At 61.3% G+C, this 19,360-nt stretch carries 18 protein-coding genes; 8 read left to right on the top strand and 10 right to left on the bottom strand.

Going from position 1 to position 19,360, the window contains the following annotated elements; all coding sequences use genetic code 11:
- Positions 1 to 50: 50 nt before the first annotated feature.
- The 7 genes from M5B98_RS01180 to M5B98_RS01150 form a co-directional block, all read right to left on the bottom strand.
- On the bottom strand, positions 51 to 548 hold the full coding sequence (locus M5B98_RS01180; RefSeq protein WP_248741493.1) for a GNAT family N-acetyltransferase: 498 nt from the start codon (positions 546 to 548) through the stop codon (positions 51 to 53).
- A gap of 97 nt (positions 549 to 645) precedes the next feature.
- Positions 646 to 1,227, bottom strand: coding sequence for a DinB family protein (locus tag M5B98_RS01175; protein WP_248741492.1), 582 nt, complete (start codon positions 1,225 to 1,227; stop codon positions 646 to 648).
- 17 nt (positions 1,228 to 1,244) lie between these two features.
- Positions 1,245 to 2,363, bottom strand: coding sequence for a cell division protein ZapE (gene zapE, locus M5B98_RS01170; RefSeq protein ID WP_248741491.1), 1,119 nt, complete (start codon positions 2,361 to 2,363; stop codon positions 1,245 to 1,247).
- Between the two features lie 22 nt (positions 2,364 to 2,385).
- Positions 2,386 to 2,727 (bottom strand): nuclear transport factor 2 family protein, encoded by a 342-nt coding sequence (locus M5B98_RS01165; protein WP_085708179.1) that lies wholly within the window; start codon positions 2,725 to 2,727, stop codon positions 2,386 to 2,388.
- Between the two features lie 51 nt (positions 2,728 to 2,778).
- The gene (locus tag M5B98_RS01160) at positions 2,779 to 3,495 is read right to left on the bottom strand and encodes a helix-turn-helix transcriptional regulator (protein ID WP_085708180.1); all 717 of its coding nucleotides are present in this window, start codon (positions 3,493 to 3,495) and stop codon (positions 2,779 to 2,781) included.
- 88 nt (positions 3,496 to 3,583) lie between these two features.
- Positions 3,584 to 4,543, bottom strand: a complete 960-nt coding sequence (gene speB, locus M5B98_RS01155; RefSeq protein WP_114882763.1) for an agmatinase — start codon at positions 4,541 to 4,543, stop codon at positions 3,584 to 3,586.
- Between the two features lie 29 nt (positions 4,544 to 4,572).
- Positions 4,573 to 5,664 carry a polyamine ABC transporter substrate-binding protein gene (locus tag M5B98_RS01150; RefSeq protein ID WP_248741490.1) on the bottom strand — a complete coding sequence of 364 codons (1,092 nt, stop codon included), beginning with the start codon at positions 5,662 to 5,664 and terminating at the stop codon, positions 4,573 to 4,575.
- A 99-nt stretch (positions 5,665 to 5,763) separates the two neighbouring features.
- Between M5B98_RS01150 and M5B98_RS01145 the strand changes: the two genes are divergently transcribed.
- The 4 genes from M5B98_RS01145 to M5B98_RS01130 all read left to right on the top strand — a co-directional run bounded on the left by M5B98_RS01145 (position 5,764) and on the right by M5B98_RS01130 (position 9,381).
- Positions 5,764 to 6,663, top strand: coding sequence for a LysR family transcriptional regulator (locus M5B98_RS01145; RefSeq protein ID WP_248741489.1), 900 nt, complete (start codon positions 5,764 to 5,766; stop codon positions 6,661 to 6,663).
- 99 nt (positions 6,664 to 6,762) lie between these two features.
- Positions 6,763 to 8,229 carry a nucleobase:cation symporter-2 family protein gene (locus M5B98_RS01140; protein WP_248741488.1) on the top strand — a complete coding sequence of 489 codons (1,467 nt, stop codon included), beginning with the start codon at positions 6,763 to 6,765 and terminating at the stop codon, positions 8,227 to 8,229.
- 70 nt (positions 8,230 to 8,299) lie between these two features.
- Positions 8,300 to 8,773, top strand: a complete 474-nt coding sequence (locus M5B98_RS01135; protein ID WP_248741487.1) for an LEA type 2 family protein — start codon at positions 8,300 to 8,302, stop codon at positions 8,771 to 8,773.
- A 53-nt stretch (positions 8,774 to 8,826) separates the two neighbouring features.
- Positions 8,827 to 9,381 carry a GNAT family N-acetyltransferase gene (locus tag M5B98_RS01130; protein ID WP_248741486.1) on the top strand — a complete coding sequence of 185 codons (555 nt, stop codon included), beginning with the start codon at positions 8,827 to 8,829 and terminating at the stop codon, positions 9,379 to 9,381.
- Here the strand turns inward: M5B98_RS01130 and M5B98_RS01125 are convergent.
- Positions 9,371 to 10,294 carry a carbon-nitrogen hydrolase family protein gene (locus M5B98_RS01125; RefSeq protein WP_248741485.1) on the bottom strand — a complete coding sequence of 308 codons (924 nt, stop codon included), beginning with the start codon at positions 10,292 to 10,294 and terminating at the stop codon, positions 9,371 to 9,373. The two genes, M5B98_RS01130 and M5B98_RS01125, sit on opposite strands and share 11 nt — an antisense overlap.
- Positions 10,295 to 10,378: 84 nt before the next feature.
- Here M5B98_RS01125 and M5B98_RS01120 point away from each other — a divergent pair, with 84 nt between their 5' ends.
- A complete protein-coding gene (locus M5B98_RS01120; RefSeq protein WP_248741484.1) occupies positions 10,379 to 11,293 on the top strand; it encodes a LysR family transcriptional regulator in 915 nt (304 codons plus the stop codon).
- Here the strand turns inward: M5B98_RS01120 and M5B98_RS01115 are convergent, their stop codons facing one another.
- Complete coding sequence (locus tag M5B98_RS01115; protein ID WP_007957535.1) at positions 11,294 to 11,548, bottom strand: hypothetical protein; 255 nt, start codon at positions 11,546 to 11,548, stop codon at positions 11,294 to 11,296.
- Positions 11,549 to 11,701: 153 nt separating this feature from the next.
- Between M5B98_RS01115 and M5B98_RS01110 the strand changes: the two genes are divergently transcribed.
- The gene (locus tag M5B98_RS01110) at positions 11,702 to 12,019 is read left to right on the top strand and encodes a DUF883 family protein (RefSeq protein WP_016982860.1); all 318 of its coding nucleotides are present in this window, start codon (positions 11,702 to 11,704) and stop codon (positions 12,017 to 12,019) included.
- A gap of 55 nt (positions 12,020 to 12,074) precedes the next feature.
- Here M5B98_RS01110 and M5B98_RS01105 read toward each other — a convergent pair whose 3' ends face one another.
- Entirely contained in the window at positions 12,075 to 13,106 is a 1,032-nt protein-coding gene (locus M5B98_RS01105; protein WP_085708187.1) for an Ldh family oxidoreductase, read from the bottom strand.
- A gap of 103 nt (positions 13,107 to 13,209) precedes the next feature.
- Here M5B98_RS01105 and M5B98_RS01100 point away from each other — a divergent pair, with 103 nt between their 5' ends.
- Both M5B98_RS01100 and M5B98_RS01095 read left to right on the top strand, forming a co-directional pair.
- Positions 13,210 to 18,102, top strand: coding sequence for a dermonecrotic toxin domain-containing protein (locus M5B98_RS01100; RefSeq protein WP_318654164.1), 4,893 nt, complete (start codon positions 13,210 to 13,212; stop codon positions 18,100 to 18,102).
- A 238-nt stretch (positions 18,103 to 18,340) separates the two neighbouring features.
- A complete protein-coding gene (locus M5B98_RS01095) occupies positions 18,341 to 19,342 on the top strand; it encodes a FecR family protein (RefSeq protein ID WP_248741483.1) in 1,002 nt (333 codons plus the stop codon).
- Positions 19,343 to 19,360 lie beyond the last annotated feature (18 nt).

Raw genomic sequence — 19,360 nt, 5'->3', positions numbered from 1 at the left:
TCCGCTCTGGCTTCGCAGATGACAGTTGGGCGCCCTTCGGGGCGCCTTTTTTATGCCTGCAGTTCCTTGATCCAGAACAGCATGCGCCCGTGATTCGGGTCGAACATGCCCGGCGCAAAGCCGAATTTGGTGTAGGAGCCCTGCGCGACGGCATTACCTTCGAGCACTTCCAGGGTGATCTTGCAGCAACCGCGCTGGCGAGCGATTTCCTCGACCTTGCGCAGCATTTTCTGGCTCAGCCCCAGACCTCGAAACTTGGTCACCACCGACACGTCATGCACATTGACCAGTGGCTTGCAGGCGAAGGTCGAAAAACCCTCGAAGCAGTTGACCAGCCCTGCCGGTTCTCCACCGACAAAGGCCAGGACGCTGAAAGCGTGCGGTCGTTTGGCCAGCTCTGCGGGCAGTTGCTGCAACAGTTCGGGGGCAATGGGATGACCGCCACCCATCGGGTCTTCGGCGTAATGATTGAGCACCACACCGATGGCCTCGGCATGCAGCGGGTTGGTATAGCTGGCTTGAAGCACAAGAATCTCTGCGGAATCCATTTCCATCCTCGATCGCACGGGCCCCGGTGCGTTTCATACGCACTGAAAGGCTTACCGACCTTAGCGCGAGGCAGTCCCTGGCCACAACCCGGCCGTCTCAGTGGCCCCAGATCAGTTCTTCGGTCCAGCCCAGTTCGGCAAAATCCTCGGCCCGCAGCCCGGATTCGCCGGCACAGAAAAACTCGTCCAGTTGCGGCGGTTTCACCGGCGTGCCGCTGAGCATGGCGTGGACCTGGCCACGGTGGTGGATCTGATGTTCGAACAGGTGCGAGATCATCCGCAGACGGCTGTCGTGCTGCGGCGTGTCGCGGGCGATGGTGACGATGCGACCCAGATCGGCATCGCGCAGTTGCTCGCAATAAGCGATCAAGCGGCGATCGACATGGACCTGTTCACGGCGCAAGGCCTGCGCCTCGGTGAAGGGCTCGTCAGCGCTGAAGAACACGTAGCAATCGGGATGCGGCTCGTCACCACGCAACTCACGTTCCAGCGCATCGACGTAGAACCAGTCGCACGTGAGGATGTGATTGAGGGTCAGGCGGATACTCGGGAAGAAACTGACCCTCGGTGCCGCCAGCTCCGTGTCGCCGAGCTGCAGCCAGGCCTTGGCCAGTCGATGGTTGGCCCAGGCATTCTGATAGGCCAGGGTCAGCAAGTGATGGGACAGTGGCTGAGGCATGTCGCGCCCTCCGTGCATCAAGTGTCGGCAAAGCGTTGCAGCTGCATCTCCTGCAAACGGCTGAGGGTCCGGCGGAACGGGAACTCCAGATAACCCTCGGTGTACAGCGCGTCCATCGGTACATCGGCCTCGATGTACAGCGGCACCTTGCGGTCGTAGCACTCGTCGACCAACGCAATGAAGCGCCGTACGCCGTCATCGTGCACCGACAGTTGCGGTAACTCGCGGTCGCCGGCCACGACACGCTCCGCGCCGTCCTCGGTGCCACGGGCGATCCGCCCTTCACGCTTTTGCGCGCTCAGGTTCGGCACCTCGCTCAACAGGATAGCCCGGTAGGTGTCGCACAGCGCGATGAAGTCCATCGCAGCGAAGGGTTGCTCGCACAGGTCGGCGTAACGGCACCACAACACCGACTCGCTGGCCTGCACCACGTTCAAGGCGCGGTAACCAACCGGCACCGCTTCGTCGCTGACGGTTTGCCCGGCGGCCAATGCGTCGAACACTTTGGTCAGCGCGCAATCCTGCTCCGGCGCCGCCACCCAATAGCGTTGTTCGATAGCCCCCGGATGCAATCGATGATCTTCGGCGCCGTTCACCGCGACCACCTGCATGTGTTGCTTGATCGCCGTGATCGCCGGCAGGAAGCGGTCACGGTTGAATCCGTCGGCATACAACTGATCCGGCGGCAGGTTGGAGGTGCAGACCACCACCACGCCTTCGTCGAACATCACCTGGAACAACCGGCCGAGGATGATCGCATCACCGATGTCATTGACGAACAGTTCGTCGAAACACAGCACCCGAACTTCGGCCGCCAGCTCCCGGGCCAATGCCCGCAACGGGTCGGCGATCCCGGTCAGTTGAAACGAGCGCTGATGGACCCAGCCCATGAAGTGATGAAAGTGCTGCCGCCGGGCCGGCACCCGCAGGCTTTGATGGAACTGGTCCATCAGCCAGGTCTTGCCGCGCCCGACCGGGCCCCACAGGTAAACGCCGGTAACCGAACGGGCACCGGCGTGCAGGGCTTCATGGCATTTTTGCAACGCCCAGACCGCGTGCTCCTGGGCTTCATCCTGGATGAAGCCCTTGTGCTCGACGGCATGTTGCCAGGCGCTTAAGGGGGAGTCGAAAGTCATGCGCGGCAGTATGCCACGACGGCTACACGGAAATATCCAGCCGTGCGATTTTGCCCTGCTCGTTGAGGCGGAAGGTGTAGCGCAGCTCCAGCGGGCTGCCGGGAAATGTCCCGGAAATCAGCCCTTGCACCAGCACTTTGCCGGTGCGCTGCTGGACGCCCAGCACCTCGACCCGCGGCTGATAGCGTTGGGCGGTATCTTGCATCCAGTCGGCGATGGCCTGCGGGCCGACCTGATGCCTGCCTTCATCAAACACATGGGCATCCTCGGCAAAAAAACTGCCGACCCGGGACGTATCGCGAGCATTGGCGGCGTTGATGTACTCAACGATGGCCGGGGCGAGTATCGAGGTGGGATGAAACATGAGTGCAACTCCTTGTTTTCGGTTCTGACGCCATCCTAAAACAGCCCTGCGTCAGTTTTTGTCAGGAGTGAAACGCCCGTTGTCGTCCAGTTGCATCTGCCGCTGCCAGGTGCGCAGCAGGTCGCTGCGACGCCCCGGATAGCGCTCGCCCTGCAGGCTGGCGGCGGCAATCCGGTCGGTGCGAAACGTGCGATACGCACTGCGCAACTCGCACCACGCGACGATGATCCGCACCTCGTTGAGAAACCCCAGTGCCAACGGCCAGATCAGCCGCTGGCTCGGCACCTGTTGTGCGTCGGCATAATCTATGTGCAGCTTGGCCTGATCGCGGATCGCCTGACGGAACACATTCAACGGCACCACGTTCTGCGGAAAACCGTAACCGGGCGGCCCGGGCATCACCGTCGGATTGCGCAAGGCTTCCTGAGCCTGCGGGTCCAGCACCGCCGCGATTTTCGCCAGAGCATCCGCTGCGGCTTTGCTCAGGACCTCGTCGCCACGCTGATCGACGTAACGCAAGCCCAGAACGATGGCTTCGGTCTCATCGGCGTTGAGCATCAGCGGCGGCAGAAACAAACCGCTGCGCAGCACATAACCGATGCCCGCTTCGCCGTGGATCGGTGCGCCGAGCGCCGTCAGTTCGGCGATGTCGCGATAGAGGGTGCGTTCGGAGATTTCCAGCTCGGACGCCAGCGTCGCGGCGGTGACCGGGCGCTTCTTGCCACGCAGCACTTGCAGCAAAGTCAGTAGACGAGTGGTTCGCGACACGATGCGGGGCTCTGGACGGAAATTTGCCGGAGCTTAGCAGAGCCTGGTGTCAGAAATTGTCAGGAGCTTTCACCAGGCTCAGAGCCGGTCACGCGTCGACTTTGTGCCTTGCCGCGTACAGACACAGCATCTCCATCGCCAGCGTCGCCGCCGCCAGCGACGTCACGTCTGCATGGTCGTAAGCCGGGGCCACTTCCACCACGTCCATGCCCACCAGATTGATCCCGCGCAGGCCCCCGAGGATTTCCAGCGCCTGCACCGTGCTCAACCCGCCGCAGACCGGCGTCCCGGTGCCCGGAGCAAACGCTGGATCGAGACAGTCGATGTCGAACGTCAGGTACACCGGGTTATCGCCGACCCGCGCACGAATGGCCTCGACAATCGCTTCGCAGCCCCGCCGATGCACCTGTCGCGCGTCCAGCACCTGAAAGCCCTGATGATCATCATTGGTGGTGCGCAAACCGATCTGCACCGAACGAGCCGGATCCACCAGCCCTTCCCGCGCCGCGTGCCAGAACATGGTGCCGTGGTCGACCCGTTTGCCGCCCTCGTCGGGCCAGGTGTCGCTGTGGGCGTCGAAGTGGATCAGCGACAGCGTGCCGTGCTTGCGCGCATGGGCCTTGAGCAGCGGATAGCTGATGAAGTGATCGCCGCCGAAGGTGAGCATCGCGCTGCCGGAACTCAGGATGTGCTCGGCGTGGGCTTCGATGCTTTCCGGAATGGTGTGCGGCGAACCGTAATCGAAGTCGCAATCGCCGTAATCGATCACCGCCAGATGATCGAACGGGTCGAACGCCCAGGGCCAGTGCCGTTCCCAGGCGATCCCGGTGGACGCCGCACGGATCCCGCGAGGCCCGAAACGCGCGCCCGGACGGTTGCTGGTGGCGGTGTCGAACGGCACGCCGCTGACCGCCACGTCTACACCGCGCAGGTCACGGCTGTAGCGCCGGCGCATGAAACTGGTAATCCCGGCGTAGGTGCTTTCAGCGGCGGTGCCGTAAAGGCTGTGACGGGTCAGGGCCTGATCGTTTTGCATTGGCACGTCCATCGATGTGCTCCTTTGGTATTTATCCAGGGTTATTGATGGCTACGGAAAGTGGTCCACAGGCGCGTGCGCTGACGCATGTCCTTGAGGCTCATGCTGCGGTCGGCGTATAGCCGTTCGCGCACCTCGGGTTTCGGGTAAATGTCCGGGTCGTTACGCACCGCTTCGTCCACCAGCGGCGTCGCGGCCTGGTTGGCGGTGGCGAAGAACAACGTGTTGGTCAGCGCCGCCACGGATTCGGGGCGCAACATGAATTCGATGAAGGCCCGCGCAGCTTCCGGGTGCGGCGCGTCCTTGGGGATGGCGAGATTGTCCTGCCACACCAGCGTGCCCTCTTTCGGAATCCGGTAGGCGACTTCGAAAGGTTTGTTGGCCTTGCGCGCCTGATCGGCGGCCATGCTTGCGTCACCGTTGTAGGTCAGCGCCAGGCACACGCTGCCGTTAGCCAGATCGCTGATCTGCCGGCCCGTGGCGACGTAGAGCACCGAGGGCTGCAACTTCTGCAACAAGGCTTCGGCGGCGGCCAGATCGTTCTTGTCGGTGCTGTAGGGGTCCTTGCCCAGGTAGTGCAGCGCCAGGCCGATCACCTCCTGCGGCGAATCGAGAATGGCGATCCCGCAATCCTTGAGCTTGCTGGCGTATTCGGGCTTGAACAGCAGATCGAGGCTGTTGAGTGGCACATCCGGCAACCGTTGCTTGACTGCCTCGACATTCATGCCCAGGCCAAGGGTGCCCCAGGTGTAAGGCACGCCGTAGCGGTTGCCGGGATCGACAGCCGCGAGTTTTTCCAGCAGGTCCGGATCAAGATTGGCGTACCCCTTGAGCCCTTCGTGAGGGATTTCCTTCAACGCTCCCGCCGCCAGCCCACGGGCCAACACGCTGGACGACGGCACCACCACGTCGTAACCGCTGCCGCCGGTCAGCAGTTTGGTTTCCAGCACCTCGGAAGTATCAAAGGTGTCGTAGCGCACATGAATGCCGGTTTCCTTTTCGAAGCGCTGCAGGGTGTCGGGCGCCACGTAATCGGCCCAGCTATAGAGGTTGAGCGTCTTGTCCTCGGCCTGGGCGGCGATGGAGACGGAGAGCAACAGCGCGGGCAAACACAGCTTGAACAAGGGAGCCATGACGAACACCTGACCAGAGGAAGTGGTGGCAGGATGCGCCGTCGGATACATTGGAAAAATATCAAGTTTGTTAACCTGACTTTATGCCGGAGTAATGTGATGCTCGGTCAGCTCCACGATGTCGATTTGCAGCTGCTGCGCCTGTTTCTAGGGGTGGTCGAGTCCAACGGTTTCAGCGCCGCCCAAGGCGAACTGGGGCTGAGCCAGTCGAGCATCAGCCAGCAAATGGCCAAGCTGGAAACCCGTCTCGGCTATCGAGTGTGCAACCGTGGCAAGGGTGGTTTCAGCCTCACTCCCAAAGGCGAACAACTGCTGATTGCTGCGCGCAGCCTGTTCGATTCCATTGAAACCTTCCGCCATCAATCCAACGGCGTCGCCGGGCGCTTGATCGGCGAAGTGCGGCTGGGCCTGTCGGAAGCGGTCGATCAATCGGTGCTGCAACGGGTGGCCGAGGCGATCCGGCGGTTTCGCGAACGGGACGAATCGGTGCGTATCGAACTGATCAGCGCCATGCCCGGCGAAATGGAGCGTCTGCTGCTGCAACAACGACTGGACCTGGCCATCGGTTACTTCTCCCAGGTGCAGAGCGCCTTCGATTACCGCGAACTGTTCAGCGAAACCCAGCATCTGTACTGCGCGCCCGGGCATCCGCTGTTCACCAACGAGGCTCCCGATGAAGCGGCGTTGCAGGCGTGTGACCGGGTCGATCATCCGTACCGTTTTCTGCGCAGTGACGAACCGTTTCAGGGCAAGGTCTGCTCGGCACGTTCGGAACAGGTCGAAGGCACCCTCGCCTTCATCCTGTCGGGTAAACATCTCGGTTACCTGCCCAGCCATTACGCCCGCCAATGGCAGGACAAAGGGCTGCTGCGTCCGGTGCTGGAAGGCGAGTTGAGCTTCGAAGTGGCGTTTCATCTGGCTCGCCATCGGGCACAGGTGCCGGGTGATGCGCAGAAGGCGTTTGAAGAAGATCTGCTGTCAGCCTTTGGTCGAACCTGACCTTTTGGGCAGTTTTAATGCGTTGCCCTCGCCCCTCGCTTGCGGCATCCTGCGCACCCATTTTCCGACCCGGCCCCGCATTGCGGCACGCAAACCACCATGACCGTCTCTGAAAAAGCCCCGCGCAACAACGATCTCATCTACGGTCTCAACGACCGTCCGCACTTCACCGCGACGGTGTTTGCCGCGCTGCAACACGTGCTGGCGAGCTTCGTCGGCATCATCACCCCGACCCTGATCATGGGCGGCGCCCTCGGTCTGCAAAGTGAAATCCCGTACCTGATCAGCATGGCGCTGTTCGTCTCCGGCCTCGGTACGTTCGTCCAGGCCAAGCGTTTCGGCCCGGTCGGTTCGGGACTGCTGTGCCTGCAGGGCACCAGTTTTTCCTTTATCAGCGTGATCCTCAGCGCCGGTTTCATGGTCAAGGCCCGGGGCGGCGGCACCGATGAAATCCTGTCAACGATCTTCGGTGTTTGTTTCTTTGCCGCGTTCATCGAAGTGGTGCTGAGCCAGTTCATCGGCAAGCTGCGCATGCTGATCACTCCGGTGGTGACCGGCACCATCATTACGCTGATGGGCCTGTCGCTGATCAAAGTGGCAATGACCGACATTGCCGGCGGCTTCGGCGCGGCGGATCTGGGCGCGGGCAGCCATGTGTTTCTGGCGGCGCTGGTGCTGGGCACCATCGTGGTGCTGAACCGGGTCGACGTGCCGTTCCTGCGTCTGGGCGCCATCGTCATCGGCCTGACCCTCGGCTACGTGGTGGCGTGGCTGATGGGCACCGTGGACTTCGCCAACTTGCCCGAGGTGCCGGTGGTCAGCGTGCCGGTGCCGTTCAAGTACGGTTTCAACTTCGACTGGGTGGCGTTCGTGCCGGTGGCGGTGATTTTCCTGGTGTCGCCGCTGGAGGCCGCCGGTGACCTGACGGCCAACTCGATGATTTCCCGGCAACCGGTCAAAGGCCCGTTGTACATCCGCCGGATCAAGTCCGGACTGCTGGCCGATGGCCTCAACTCGGCGATGGCTGCGGTGTTCAACAGCATGCCGATGGTGACCTTCGCCCAGAACAACGGGGTGATTCAGCTCACCGGCGTGGCCAGCCGTTACGTGGCGTTCTTCATTGCCGGCCTGCTGGTGCTGCTGGGTCTGTTCCCGATGATTGGCGCGGTACTGCAATTGATGCCGAAACCGGTACTTGGCGGTGCGGAGCTGGTGATGTTCGGCACCGTGGCGGTGGCCGGGATCAAGATCCTCGCCGAGGCCGGCCTGCATCGGCGCAACATGCTGATCGTGGCGATTTCGGTCGGCATGGGTCTGGGCATCGCCGCCGTGCCGGAAGTGCTGCGTGAGCTGCCGCAGGCGCTGCGCAATATTTTCGAATCGCCGATCACCGTCGGTGCGCTGTGTGCAATCGTGCTGAACATCTTCCTGCCGGAAGAGTTCATCGAACTGGAAGAGGATGATTTCGACCCGGAAGCCTCTATCCTTCAGGTCATGGAAAACCCGGACGTGCCGGCCAAAGCTGAACCTGCCTCCCCGGCCGCTGTCGCACAGTTGAACCGTTGATCCTGTCCGCTCGATGAAAAAAGGGCTGATACCGGTAACGGTTCAGCCCTTTTTCAATGAGAGAGCATCAATGCGTCGTATCCAAGCCGTCATCCTGTCCCTGCTTCTGCTCTCCCTCAGCGCCTGTGCGCTGTTTCCCAACCGCGACCCGGTGAACATCAACGTGGTCGGCGTCGAACCGCTGCCAAGCCAGGACCTGGAAGTGCGCTTCGCCATCAAGCTGCGGGTGCAGAACCCCAACGAAACCGCCATCGACTACAACGGCATCGCGCTGGATCTTGACGTGAACGGGCATTCGTTCGCGTCCGGTGTCAGCGATCAGAGCGGTTCCATTCCCCGGTTCTCCGAAGCCATCGTCAGCGTCCCGGTGAGCATTTCGGCGTTCTCGGTGTTGCGCCAGACTCTCGGTCTGAGTCAGACGCAATCCCTGGACAACCTGCCCTATGTGCTGCGCGGCAAACTGGCGGGCGGTGTGTTTGGCACCATGCGTTTTGTCGACAGCGGCAAGCTCAGCCTGCCGCGAGCCAGTGCCGCAACCTGGTAGAGATGCGGTAGCCTGCTCCGCTCACTGTCAGAAAACATGGAAGCCGCTGGATTATGGAAGACACGCCCACGCTGTACACCGAACGGCTGATTCTGCGTCCGCTGGAGCTGGCGGACGCCGAGGCCATCCAGCACCAATTTGCGCACTGGGAAGTGGTGCGTTACCTGAACGCTTTGGTGCCATGGCCCTATCCGGACGATGGCGCCCTCACCTACCTGCGCGACATTGCGCTGCCGGCGATTGCGGCGGGCAAAGAGTGGCACTGGACGATTCGTCTCAAGTCGGCACCTGAGCGATTGATCGGCAACATCAGCCTGATGAACGAAACGGACAACCATCGCGGGTTCTGGCTGGCCCCGGCCTGGCAGGGTCAGGGCCTGATGACCGAAGCCAGCGAAGCCGTGACCCGCTACTGGTTCGAAACCCTCGATCAACCGCTGATGCGCGTGCCGAAGGCCGCACCGAATATTGGCTCGCGCAAGCTCTCCGAACGCACCGGCATGCGCCTGATCCGCACCGACGAGGATGACTTCGTCAGCGGCCGCTTCCCACGGGAGATCTGGGAAATCACCCGTGAGGAGTGGCAACAGCAGCGCCTCAAGCGGTGAAACGCACACCGGGTTTGGCGCGCTCATCCACGCTCAATTCGAACACATCCGGCCGTGCATAGTGGCCGACCACGTCGTAGTCATAGCGGGCCCGCACCAGTTCATCGGTGTCGATCTCGGCGGTGAGCAATCCGGCCTCGCCCCGAAGCGGCCCGGCCAGCACATCGCCCATCGGACCAACGATCACACTGCCACCGGCGATCAGAGGTCGATCCCCCGGCCAGTTGGCGATCTCCACGCCCAATTCATTCGGCGAGGCCTGGACCTGACAGGCGCTGACCACAAAGCAGCGCCCTTCATGGGCGATGTGGCGCATGCTCACCTGCCACATCTCGCGCTCGTCCACGGTCGGCGCACACCAGACCTCAATGCCCTTGGCGTACATCGCCGTGCGCAGCAGCGGCATCATGTTTTCCCAGCAGATCACCGCGCCGAGCTTGCCGACCTGAGTGTCGAGCACCGGCAGGGTCGAACCGTCGCCCTTGCCCCAGATCAGCCGCTCGGTGCCGGTGGGCATGAGTTTGCGGTGTTTGGCCACCAGGCCTGCCTGCGGGTCGAAATACAGGGCGGTGCAATGCAAGGTGCTGCCGGCGCGTTCGATCACGCCGATCACCAGATTGGCCCCGGTGCGCGCCGACAGCCCGGCCAGCGCTTCGGTTTCTGCGCCTGGTACATCGATGGCGTTGGCGAAATAACGGGCGTAGGCCTCGCGCCCTTCGGGCAAGCGATAACCCAGTTGCGTGCCGAAGCCCTCGCCTTTCGGGTAACCGCCGAGCAAGGCTTCGGGCATCACGACCAACGCGGCACCGGATTCGATGATGGCGCCTTCCCAGCTCAGGATTTGTTCCAGGGTTTCACCCTTGCCACCGGGCAAGGCGCCGATCTGCAGGGCGGCAACGATTGATTTGGGCATGGCGGTCACTCCGTGAGGTTCAGGTGTTGCTCATTCTCCGGCGCCACGGGATCATGAATAAAGCCCGAATCACTGCTGAATGATATGAACACAATGAATATCGCCACCGTCGATCTCAACCTGCTGAAAGTCTTTGAAGCCCTGCATGAAGAGTCCAGCGCCAGCCGCGCCGCGTTGCGTCTGGGCGTGACGCAATCGGCAGTCAGCGCGGCGTTGCGCCGATTGCGTGAGGTGTACGGCGATCAATTGTTCGTGCGCACCGGCCGGGGCCTGGCGCCGACCCTCAAGGCCAATCAGTTGAAACCGGTGGTCAGCGATGCCCTGAACAAGTGCCGGCAGAGCCTGGCAATGGTCGATCCGGCGGCCAATCAGTACGACGGGCGCTCGGTCAGTGTCGGGCTGTCGGATGATTTCGAAATCGCCTACGGGAGGCGTCTGATCGAAGAGATCGGGCAACGCGCGCCGAAGCTGCGTCTGATCTTCCGCCAGACCCACAGCCAGATCGTCGCCCGGGCCCTGATGGAGCGCAGTATCGACCTGGCGATCACCGCTGGCGGGTTCGCAGAACGGCTGCTCAGCCGTCAGGTGTTGGGTGAAGGGGGTTACGCGTGCCTGGTGGATCCGGCAAGTCTTGAGCCGGGCCAGCAGCAGATCGGTCTGGAGGAGTTCGTCACCCGGGAACACATTCTGGTGTCCTCGGGCGGTTTTATCGGGATCACCGATGAGGGGCTGGCGGTGCTCGGCTTGAGTCGCCGGGTGTGTGCCTCGACCACGCATTTCGCGGCGTTGCCGCACCTGCTCAAGGGCAGTTCGGCCGTGGCGACCATCCCGACCCACGCGGCGCAGGCCATTGCGTCACTGAGCGGGCTGGCCCTGCTGCCCTGCCCGCTGGCCTTGCCGCGTTATCCGGTCGAGCTGGGCTGGCGCACCAATACCCAGATCGATCCGGTGGTGCTGAAAGTCCGCGAAGCGATTGCCGCCAGTTTCAAGACCGAATGATTACTTGTTGGCCGCCATCAGCCGGTTGACTTCACTGCGCACCATATTGGCGAACTCCGGCGGCGACATGCCGTCCAGTTCAGCGCGAACGAACTCGGCCCATTTGCCCTTGCGTTTGGAGCGCTCGCCGAACAATCGCGCGGCTTCGCCCTTGGCTTTGCCCAGATTGTTCTGCCAGAGTTCGAACAGTCGGGATTTCTCGTCTTCCAGCGCAGCGCGCTCTGCGAGGGATTTGTCGGCCAGATTGAAACTCATGGGGAATTACCTGCTGCATGAAATGGCGACATCTTACACGCTGGACGGAAATCTCCGGCGCTGGTTTTTCTTCCTGAAGGAAATTCACTGCAACTTTTCAAGCAGCGCCACACTCCATTGTTCACTGTCCATTAACCTGCAAGGAGTCACCCAATGGCCCGCAAAAGCGCCGTTCAAGCCGCTGAAGACCAAATCAAGGATCAAGCGTTCAGCGAACTCCAGGCTCTGATCGAAGAGTCGGACAAACTGCTCAAAAGCAGTGCCTCACTGGTCGGCGAGGAAGCGGAAACCCTGCGCGGACAAATCGCCCTGAAACTGCAGCAGGCACTGGATTCGGTGTCCAGCGTGCGTGACCGCACAAAACCGGCGGTGGATGCCACCGAAAGCTACATCGGTGGCCACCCATGGCAGACGGTGGCGATCTCTGCCGGTTTCGGCCTGGTGGTCGGTCTGTTGCTTGGCCGCCGCTGAGCGAGAACAAAAAAGGCGAGCCATCGGGCTCGCCTTTTTCATGTCCGCTCAATTGTCATTCGCCCGCCAGTTCACGCAACTGCGCCAGGGTCTGCTCGTCCAGCACAATCCCCTCGGCCAATGATCTGGCCCGCTGCAAATGCCGCCGATCACCCGGCAAACGCTTGAGCCCTACCCCATGCATCTGCCTGACCAGTTCCTGACTGCGTTCGGCGAAGCTCTGTCCGGCGGTCTTGCTCGGGTCGATCACGATCAGCAACTGTCCGGTCCACGGGGTCTTGGCCCCGGGATGGTTCTTCCAGTCGAATTCGAACGAGAAGTTGCCACCGGTCAGCGCAGCGGCAAGCAGCTCTACCATCATCGACAGCGCCGAGCCCTTGTGCCCGCCAAACGGCAGCAACGCGCCGCCTTCGAGAATCGCCTTCGGGTCGCAGGTCGGCTGGCCGAGGCTGTCCACGCCCATGCCCGCCGGCAGTTTTTCACCTTTGCGCGCGGCGATCTGCACGTCGCCGTGGGCAATGGCGCTGGTGGCCAGGTCGAACACGATCGGCGCCCCGTCGGCCCGAGGCGCGGCGAAGGCGATCGGGTTGGTGCCGAACAGTGGTCGGTCGGCACCGTGCGGCACCACGCAAGTCATGCTGTTGACCACGCTCAGCGCCACCAGTCCTTCGTCGGCGAACGGCTCGACGTCCGGCCACAGCGCGGCAAAGTGATGGGAATTGCGGATCGCCAATATCGCGATCCCGGCACTGCGGGCCTTTTCCACCAGCAGCGGACGCGCCGCCGCCAGTGCAGGCTGGGCAAATCCGTTACCGGCATCGACACTGACAAACCCTGATGCGACGTCCTCGACCTTCGGCACGGCCTTACCGTTGACCCAGCCGCTGTTGAGGGTCGAGACATAACCGGGAATCCGGAAAACCCCATGGCTGTGAGCACCGTCGCGCTCGGCGTTGGCGCAATTGGCGGCCAGCGTTGCGGCCACCTCGGCCGAGGTGCCATGACGGATGAAGATCGTTTCCAGCAGTTGAGTCAGCTCGTCCAGGGACACCGTGGACGAGATCGCATGATCGTGTGGCGCAGACATCTGAAGCTCCAGAATAATTATTGGAGGGAACAACAGCGTACGAACTGACGCCTCCGGATTAACCACGGGCAGCCGGTGGCCTGTCAACCCTGCAATGCAAGCGGTGAGGGTTCCCCGCGCAATACCCCTGTACCACCTTCGCCCGTCTGCGCGCCTTTACCTTCCTGTCTCGAACTCACCGCACTTTCAATTTTTTCGAGACTTGACGATGTCCGTACCAACCTCTCCACTGCTCTTCCCCGAAGCCCTCGACGCCCCGGGCCTATGGCCCGGGCTGGGCAGAACCCATGGCCTGGCAGAAAAGGATTTCAGATGGCTGGCCGATGTCAGGCTGACGTCCGATAGCTTGCGGCGCCAGCAAAGGCCACCGATGTCGGCCGAACGAATCCTGCTCAATGCCGACAGCCAGATCCCCGTGCCCCTGCCGGGCGCATTCGTTCTAAGTGAAACCCCTTACGACAAGGGCCAGCTTCTCTACACCCCGTATGAAGGCATCCGTAAATACTACAGTCGCGCGAACCTGAAGGCTCAGCTCGAAGCGCGCCTCAAGACAATCGACGGTCAGGACACGTTGCTCGCATTTCTACCGCTGGCCCAGCAGCGACGACTGCAGGACGCCGAGCGCATTTCGGTGACGTTTTCGATCATTGAGGAGGATGTGTTCGAGGATCGTGATTCCACCCTCAGGCAAGGTCCCATACTCAACGCCCAAGCCATGCTCGATGAACTCAAGAAGCTGCCGACCCTCACGCAATTGCTGGACAGCGCGCTGGATGAACTGCTCGAGCCTCACTTCGGGGCATTGCAACAAAGCAGCACCCGGGTCAGCGTTTACAAGGCCCGCGACGGAGAAAGCAATCAGGCCGCCACTGAAGACGCCCCCAGGGCCGACATTCTGAGTCTGAGTGACGCGGTGCTGCTGCACTACCGTCATCAGCGCTGGCCGAGTGCTCGCCTGCCGGAGTTTTCCCATCCCGGCAGAACTCAGGGCGCGCACGATCAGGAGCAGTGGAGAAATGCCGTCACCCAGGCGTCCGGCATGTTGCCGGCTCTGCTGTTCCGGCAGCTGGAATATTACTGGAGCAGCGCAGCCGCCCTGGGATCAACGCGCCGCACATTTCTCGCACGGGTGCTGGAAGACCAGGCCCGCGTCGACTGGATGCTCAAGCGTGAAGCCGGAATACTCGATGCAAACCAGTTCGGCACGTTGCATCAGCTGATTCGACCGGTTGCCGATGGTCGTCCAGCCCCCATCACCGAAACCGTCCGCCTCTGGGAAAATCCGGCCAACTATGTTGAGCTGGCGGGCTCGCTGATGATCAGTGGCCCCGATGCGTTTCTCTACACGCCTTCTCAAGGTTTGCAGCAGCTCAAGGACTATCAGGACTTGAAAGCGACCCTGCAAGCCAAATTCATCGCAGAAGGTCACGAAGACGAACTCTATGCTCTGCTCAGCCTGGACGAGCGCAGCCGCTTCCTGGGCTTCGATCAGCCTCAGGTTTCGGGCGACCGGGTGGCCGGCGAAGTGTTCCGCTTCCTGTGCGAATCGATCATCACCAAGCAACGTCAAAACATCGAGTATGCCCTGCAAGTGTTTCGTCTCAGCGACGGAGCGGTGAACCTCCACGCGCTGTTCGACAAGAGCCTGGATATCCGCTCGATGATTCACGAGCGCATGCAACAACTCGACGCCCAGGGACGCTGGAGCACGCAACCGGTCTGGTCCGGCAGTCAGCAGCCTTCCCTGCTACTGGCCGACAAGGCCCGCGCCGCGATCAAGACGTTCCAGGCCGTGGAGGCTCCACTTCTGGAAAGTCTCGACAATCAACCCATGACGACCCGGGCGACCCAGCGCGCCTGGCTCGAGACCATGAAAGCGGATCTGGCCCACGCCTGGTTCGTCGGCGTGAACGGCGAAGCCAGGCTCAGGGCATCGAGCGGCAGCTTGCCTGCCTGGGCACAAGCGGTCGTCGAAACCGTCATCAACGCCGACCGGCCGAGCCGCATGGAACGTCTGGGGCTCGAAGGTTTCCGACCCGATGCCTATGTCCTGACGCTCGAGTCTCCCGACGGTAGAACGGTCTGGCGCCTGGCCCATTGCGTACTCATGACCGAGCGCGGAGGCCTCGACCCCCAACACTCCGGACGGGCCGTGCTTTGGACACCGGCGCTGGGGCTCGAGGTATTCGAGAATATCGCCATTGCCCGGCAGACACTGAGCCGGCGGCTGCTCGATAACGTTCAAAGCCTGTCATTGCTGGAAAATATCGTTCCCGATCAGTACCAGCCTCATCAGCGCTACACGCTTGGAAGGTTGCACATCATCCATCGCAACGTGTTGCATGAGCGTATGCAATCGGGCATCGAGCACTATCTGGCGCGTTGCGAACAGGTGCGCCGGCGCATGGATGATGGAGCCAGGCGGGAAAAGGCACTGACAACACTGCGCAAGATGCCGCCCCAGACCAACCTGCGTCTCGCCTGCGAGCATGCCCGGGCCATCGAGAACCAGCAGACGTTTCCTGCGTGGCTGAGCATGGCCCCGGTCAAAGACCAGAAACGGCACGTCGAACTGCTTGAGCGGTGGAACCGGAGTGTCATCGGCGACAAGGATTACCTGACGGGTGTTACGCCGCTGGCCGAGCATGTCGAACAAGCATTGAAAACTGCGCTCGGCCTTCGTTTTCCAAACGAACATCTCGATCCCCGGCAGATCGAGGTCATCCCCAATCTCGCACTCGCCGGCCAGCCCCGCGACCTGGTTGAATTTGCCCTGAATCACGTCAACGTACTTCAGGGCACGGGGTACAGGGTGGTATCGAAAACCGCCGAAACCTTGCCTCCCGGTCTGGATCGCAGAGCCGTCGATCAATTGTTGCTGTCGCTGGAGATTCCGACCACCTATGGACGCAAGATCGCGGCGGCACTATCGACGGACACGGTTGAGGGGCGCGAGCGCAAGCAGCGCTTTTTCCGCCAGTTACCTTGGCAATTGATGCAGCACGCCCATGCCTTGAAGCTGCAGCAACACCTGTCTGCCGCCGCCTATACACAAATCTGTCAGGGACTGGACATGCCCGATGGATACGCCCGCGCCACTGCGCCCGGCGCCCACACGGTCATCAGCCCGTTGGCGCTGGTCAAGACGGCGGGCGCGAATGCAGAAACCGCGGCGGGGCTTTACGTTTTTGCTCCGGGTCAGAGGCACGTGGGGCCACTGATACTTTACGCACCGTATGCCGAACAAGTGTTTCACGAATTCAAGGACGAAGAGGCACTGATCGCGGCCCTGAACACGCCCGGCTCTCTCCAGAATCTATTGCTTCGGCGCTTGCCTGCCGGACGACAGGCCGTCTTTCGCAGTCTGCTGGCGGCCACCGCTGGCCAGACCAGCGAGATGAAGCTGGCCAGCCGCCCCATCGAAGGCAACCTGCTGGAGCACTTGTACAACGATAACCTCAAGCTTTTGCAGCAGCAGCTTGAATCACAGCCCGAACGCGCAGCACAGTCCGACTGGGAAACCGCCAAGACCCTGTTCAGCCGAGGCATCAAACAAGTTTCGGCAACATTGCAGGGCAAACTGGCTTTTGTGCCCTTTCTCTGGCGCGCCTACGACGACATGAAAGACTCGGCCGAAGCCCTGCAGGACCACCACTGGAAACGGGCCCTGCAATCCTTTATTGCCGGTGGCGTGCAAATGGTGCAGATGGCGTTGTTGCCGGAAGTGTCGGCCGGTGCAGAGGCTGCCGAGCAGGAAACGGGAAAAATCACGGCACCCGACATCAGCGAAATCGAACCGACCTCTCCCATACGCACCCTGATGCAGTCATTCGAAGTCACTGACCTCGCGCTCAAGGATCTTGTATACGGATCGACAACGGGGACCTATCACCAGCCCGACACCAATCGTGACTATGCAGCCATCAATGGCAAGGTCTATCAGGTCACAAAACGCGACTCATCCTGGCAATTGACGGGTGCCGGGAAACACAGTTTCCAGTTTCAGAAAAGCGGTCTGGCCATGGTGCAGGTGCCGGCTCACCAGACCGTCCACTATGGCCAGGCGTTCAGAAAACTGGCCGAGCGCAACACCATCTCCCGGCTGCGCCGCACAATGCTGAACATCGAGGCTCGCGGGATGGGCGAAATCCGTCTGAAGTACCCGGACAAGGCCAGAATGCTGGTAAACGCCATCGACCTTGCGCGGCGCTACGCCTTCTACTGCCTGCACAATCTGGCACCGCTCAGCCATGGCACCGACAATCCCCGGGTGAGCGGTTTCCTCGAGCGTTTTTTTGATGTACCTCACGTCACTACGGCGATGCTTTCCAAGATAAGCGCCACGATCCTGCCGATCTGCCGGGCACTGGTGGATCCTGCCGATGAATTGCTGGATACCGATCGCTTCATCGTCGGTTCGAACCGGTTCATGCACGATGTGATTGCGTTCGTACTGGACGGCGACGAGAAGAAGCTGGTGCATTTCACCGAGCATTTTTTCGACCAGCAACTGGATCAGTTCAAAAACCATTTGCTGGAGGCGTTCGATGTCGATGGCCATGCACAGGCGTCTACGCTGATTCACGAGTTTTCCCACCAGTACAGCAAGGCGCTGGATATTGCCTCGTTAAGAGCCCGGGAGCCATTCAGCAACCTGATCTCGACCATCACCCCCGCCGGTGCGCTGCTGTTTCAGGAGCTCGAATTCGATCAGACATCTGCATTGTCATTGAGCACTCCCCGGGCGCAGCTGTTCGCGGAATGGAATACGACACTCAAGTCCTGGGTCGACATCGACAAGGTCCCGGACATGCAGCTCATCAGTGAAGAAGTTCTAAAGCTGACGGGAAGCAAAACCATGCAGGAAGCTCGCAACGCCTTTCTCGATCCGCAGACGCCGGACGTGCGAATCGACGTCATCCTGCGCAACGCCGACTCCATCGCCCGCCTGATCTGCGAAATCGGCCGACAGCTGGATCCGGTTCAGTCCCCTTGAAATGGAAGTGCGCGGGCCCGATGCCCGCGCACTCCTTGAGAAGAGCCTCTGGTGACTGCAAATGCGAACAGTGCGCTTTTGATCATTTTTTCACTCGGTTTATGAATACTGCTCTCAATACATCCTGTTTTCGGGAGGTATGACGGGAAAACCGCCCCCCATTGATAGGAAATCGCCATGACGGCGGTTCTCGCGACCTTCCCGTCAAGGTTAGAATGCAGCAAATCAGGACGAGTCAATGACCCAGAACACCCTTTCCGAAGCCGAATACGATGCGATCACCGATGCCGCTGCGCACTGGTGCATGCGCCTGCACGCCGTCGATTGCACCGCCGAGGAACGGCTGGCGTTCGAGCAATGGCGCGACGCGCATCCGCTGCACGCGTTCGAATACGAGGCCATGCTGGAAATCTGGGATGTCGCCGAGCACTTGCCGCGCCCGGAGCCAGCAGTGATCGTGCCGATTCGCCCAGCGGCCCGGACCTGGCGTCAATATGCGGTAGCGGCCTCCGTTTGCGCGCTGGCGCTGCCGCTGGCAGCCTGGACCGGATGGAACCTTGGCTGGCTGCCCAACAGCTATCAGCATTTCGCGGCCACCGACAACGTCCGCCACGTCACCTTGAGCGATGGCAGTCAGGTCGAGCTGAACCTCAATACCGATCTGACCTTCAGCAATTACAAGGACGAGCGTCGGGTCACCCTGAAAAAGGGCGAGGCTTTCTTTGAAGTCAGCCATGACCTGAGTCACCCGTTCATCGTGAAGGCGGCCGAAGGCCGAATTCGCGTCACCGGCACCCGTTTCAACGTCTGGATGTATGAAGATCAGGTGAAGGTCAATCTGGTCGAGGGCTCGGTACTGGTCACCAGCAACACTCAATTGTCCGGCGACGGCCTGCGTCTGGGGCCTTCGATGCAGGCTCGCTACAAGCACGGCGACTACATGCCGCAAATCAGTCAGACCTACGCCAGCGATACCTCGCTGGCCTGGCGCAGCGGCAAGCTGATACTCGACAACCTGGCGTTGAACGAAGCTTTACCGCTGATCAACCGTTATCTGGACAAACCGCTGATGCTGGCCGATAGCACCACGGGCTCGATCCGGATCGGCGGCATCTACAACATCAAAGAGCTGAACAGTTTCGCCGGCTCGATGCCCAAAGTCCTGCCGGTGTTCATCACCCGCAACCAGGACGGCAACCCGGTGATCAATCCGATACCGCAGCAACCGCCAAAAAGCTGAAAGCCGCCCCTTTGCGGG

Origin of the sequence: Pseudomonas sp. MWU12-3088, assembly GCF_023242405.1 — a bacterium.
GTDB lineage: Bacteria > Pseudomonadota > Gammaproteobacteria > Pseudomonadales > Pseudomonadaceae > Aquipseudomonas > Aquipseudomonas kribbensis.
This window is presented reverse-complemented; position numbering and strand designations above follow the sequence as displayed.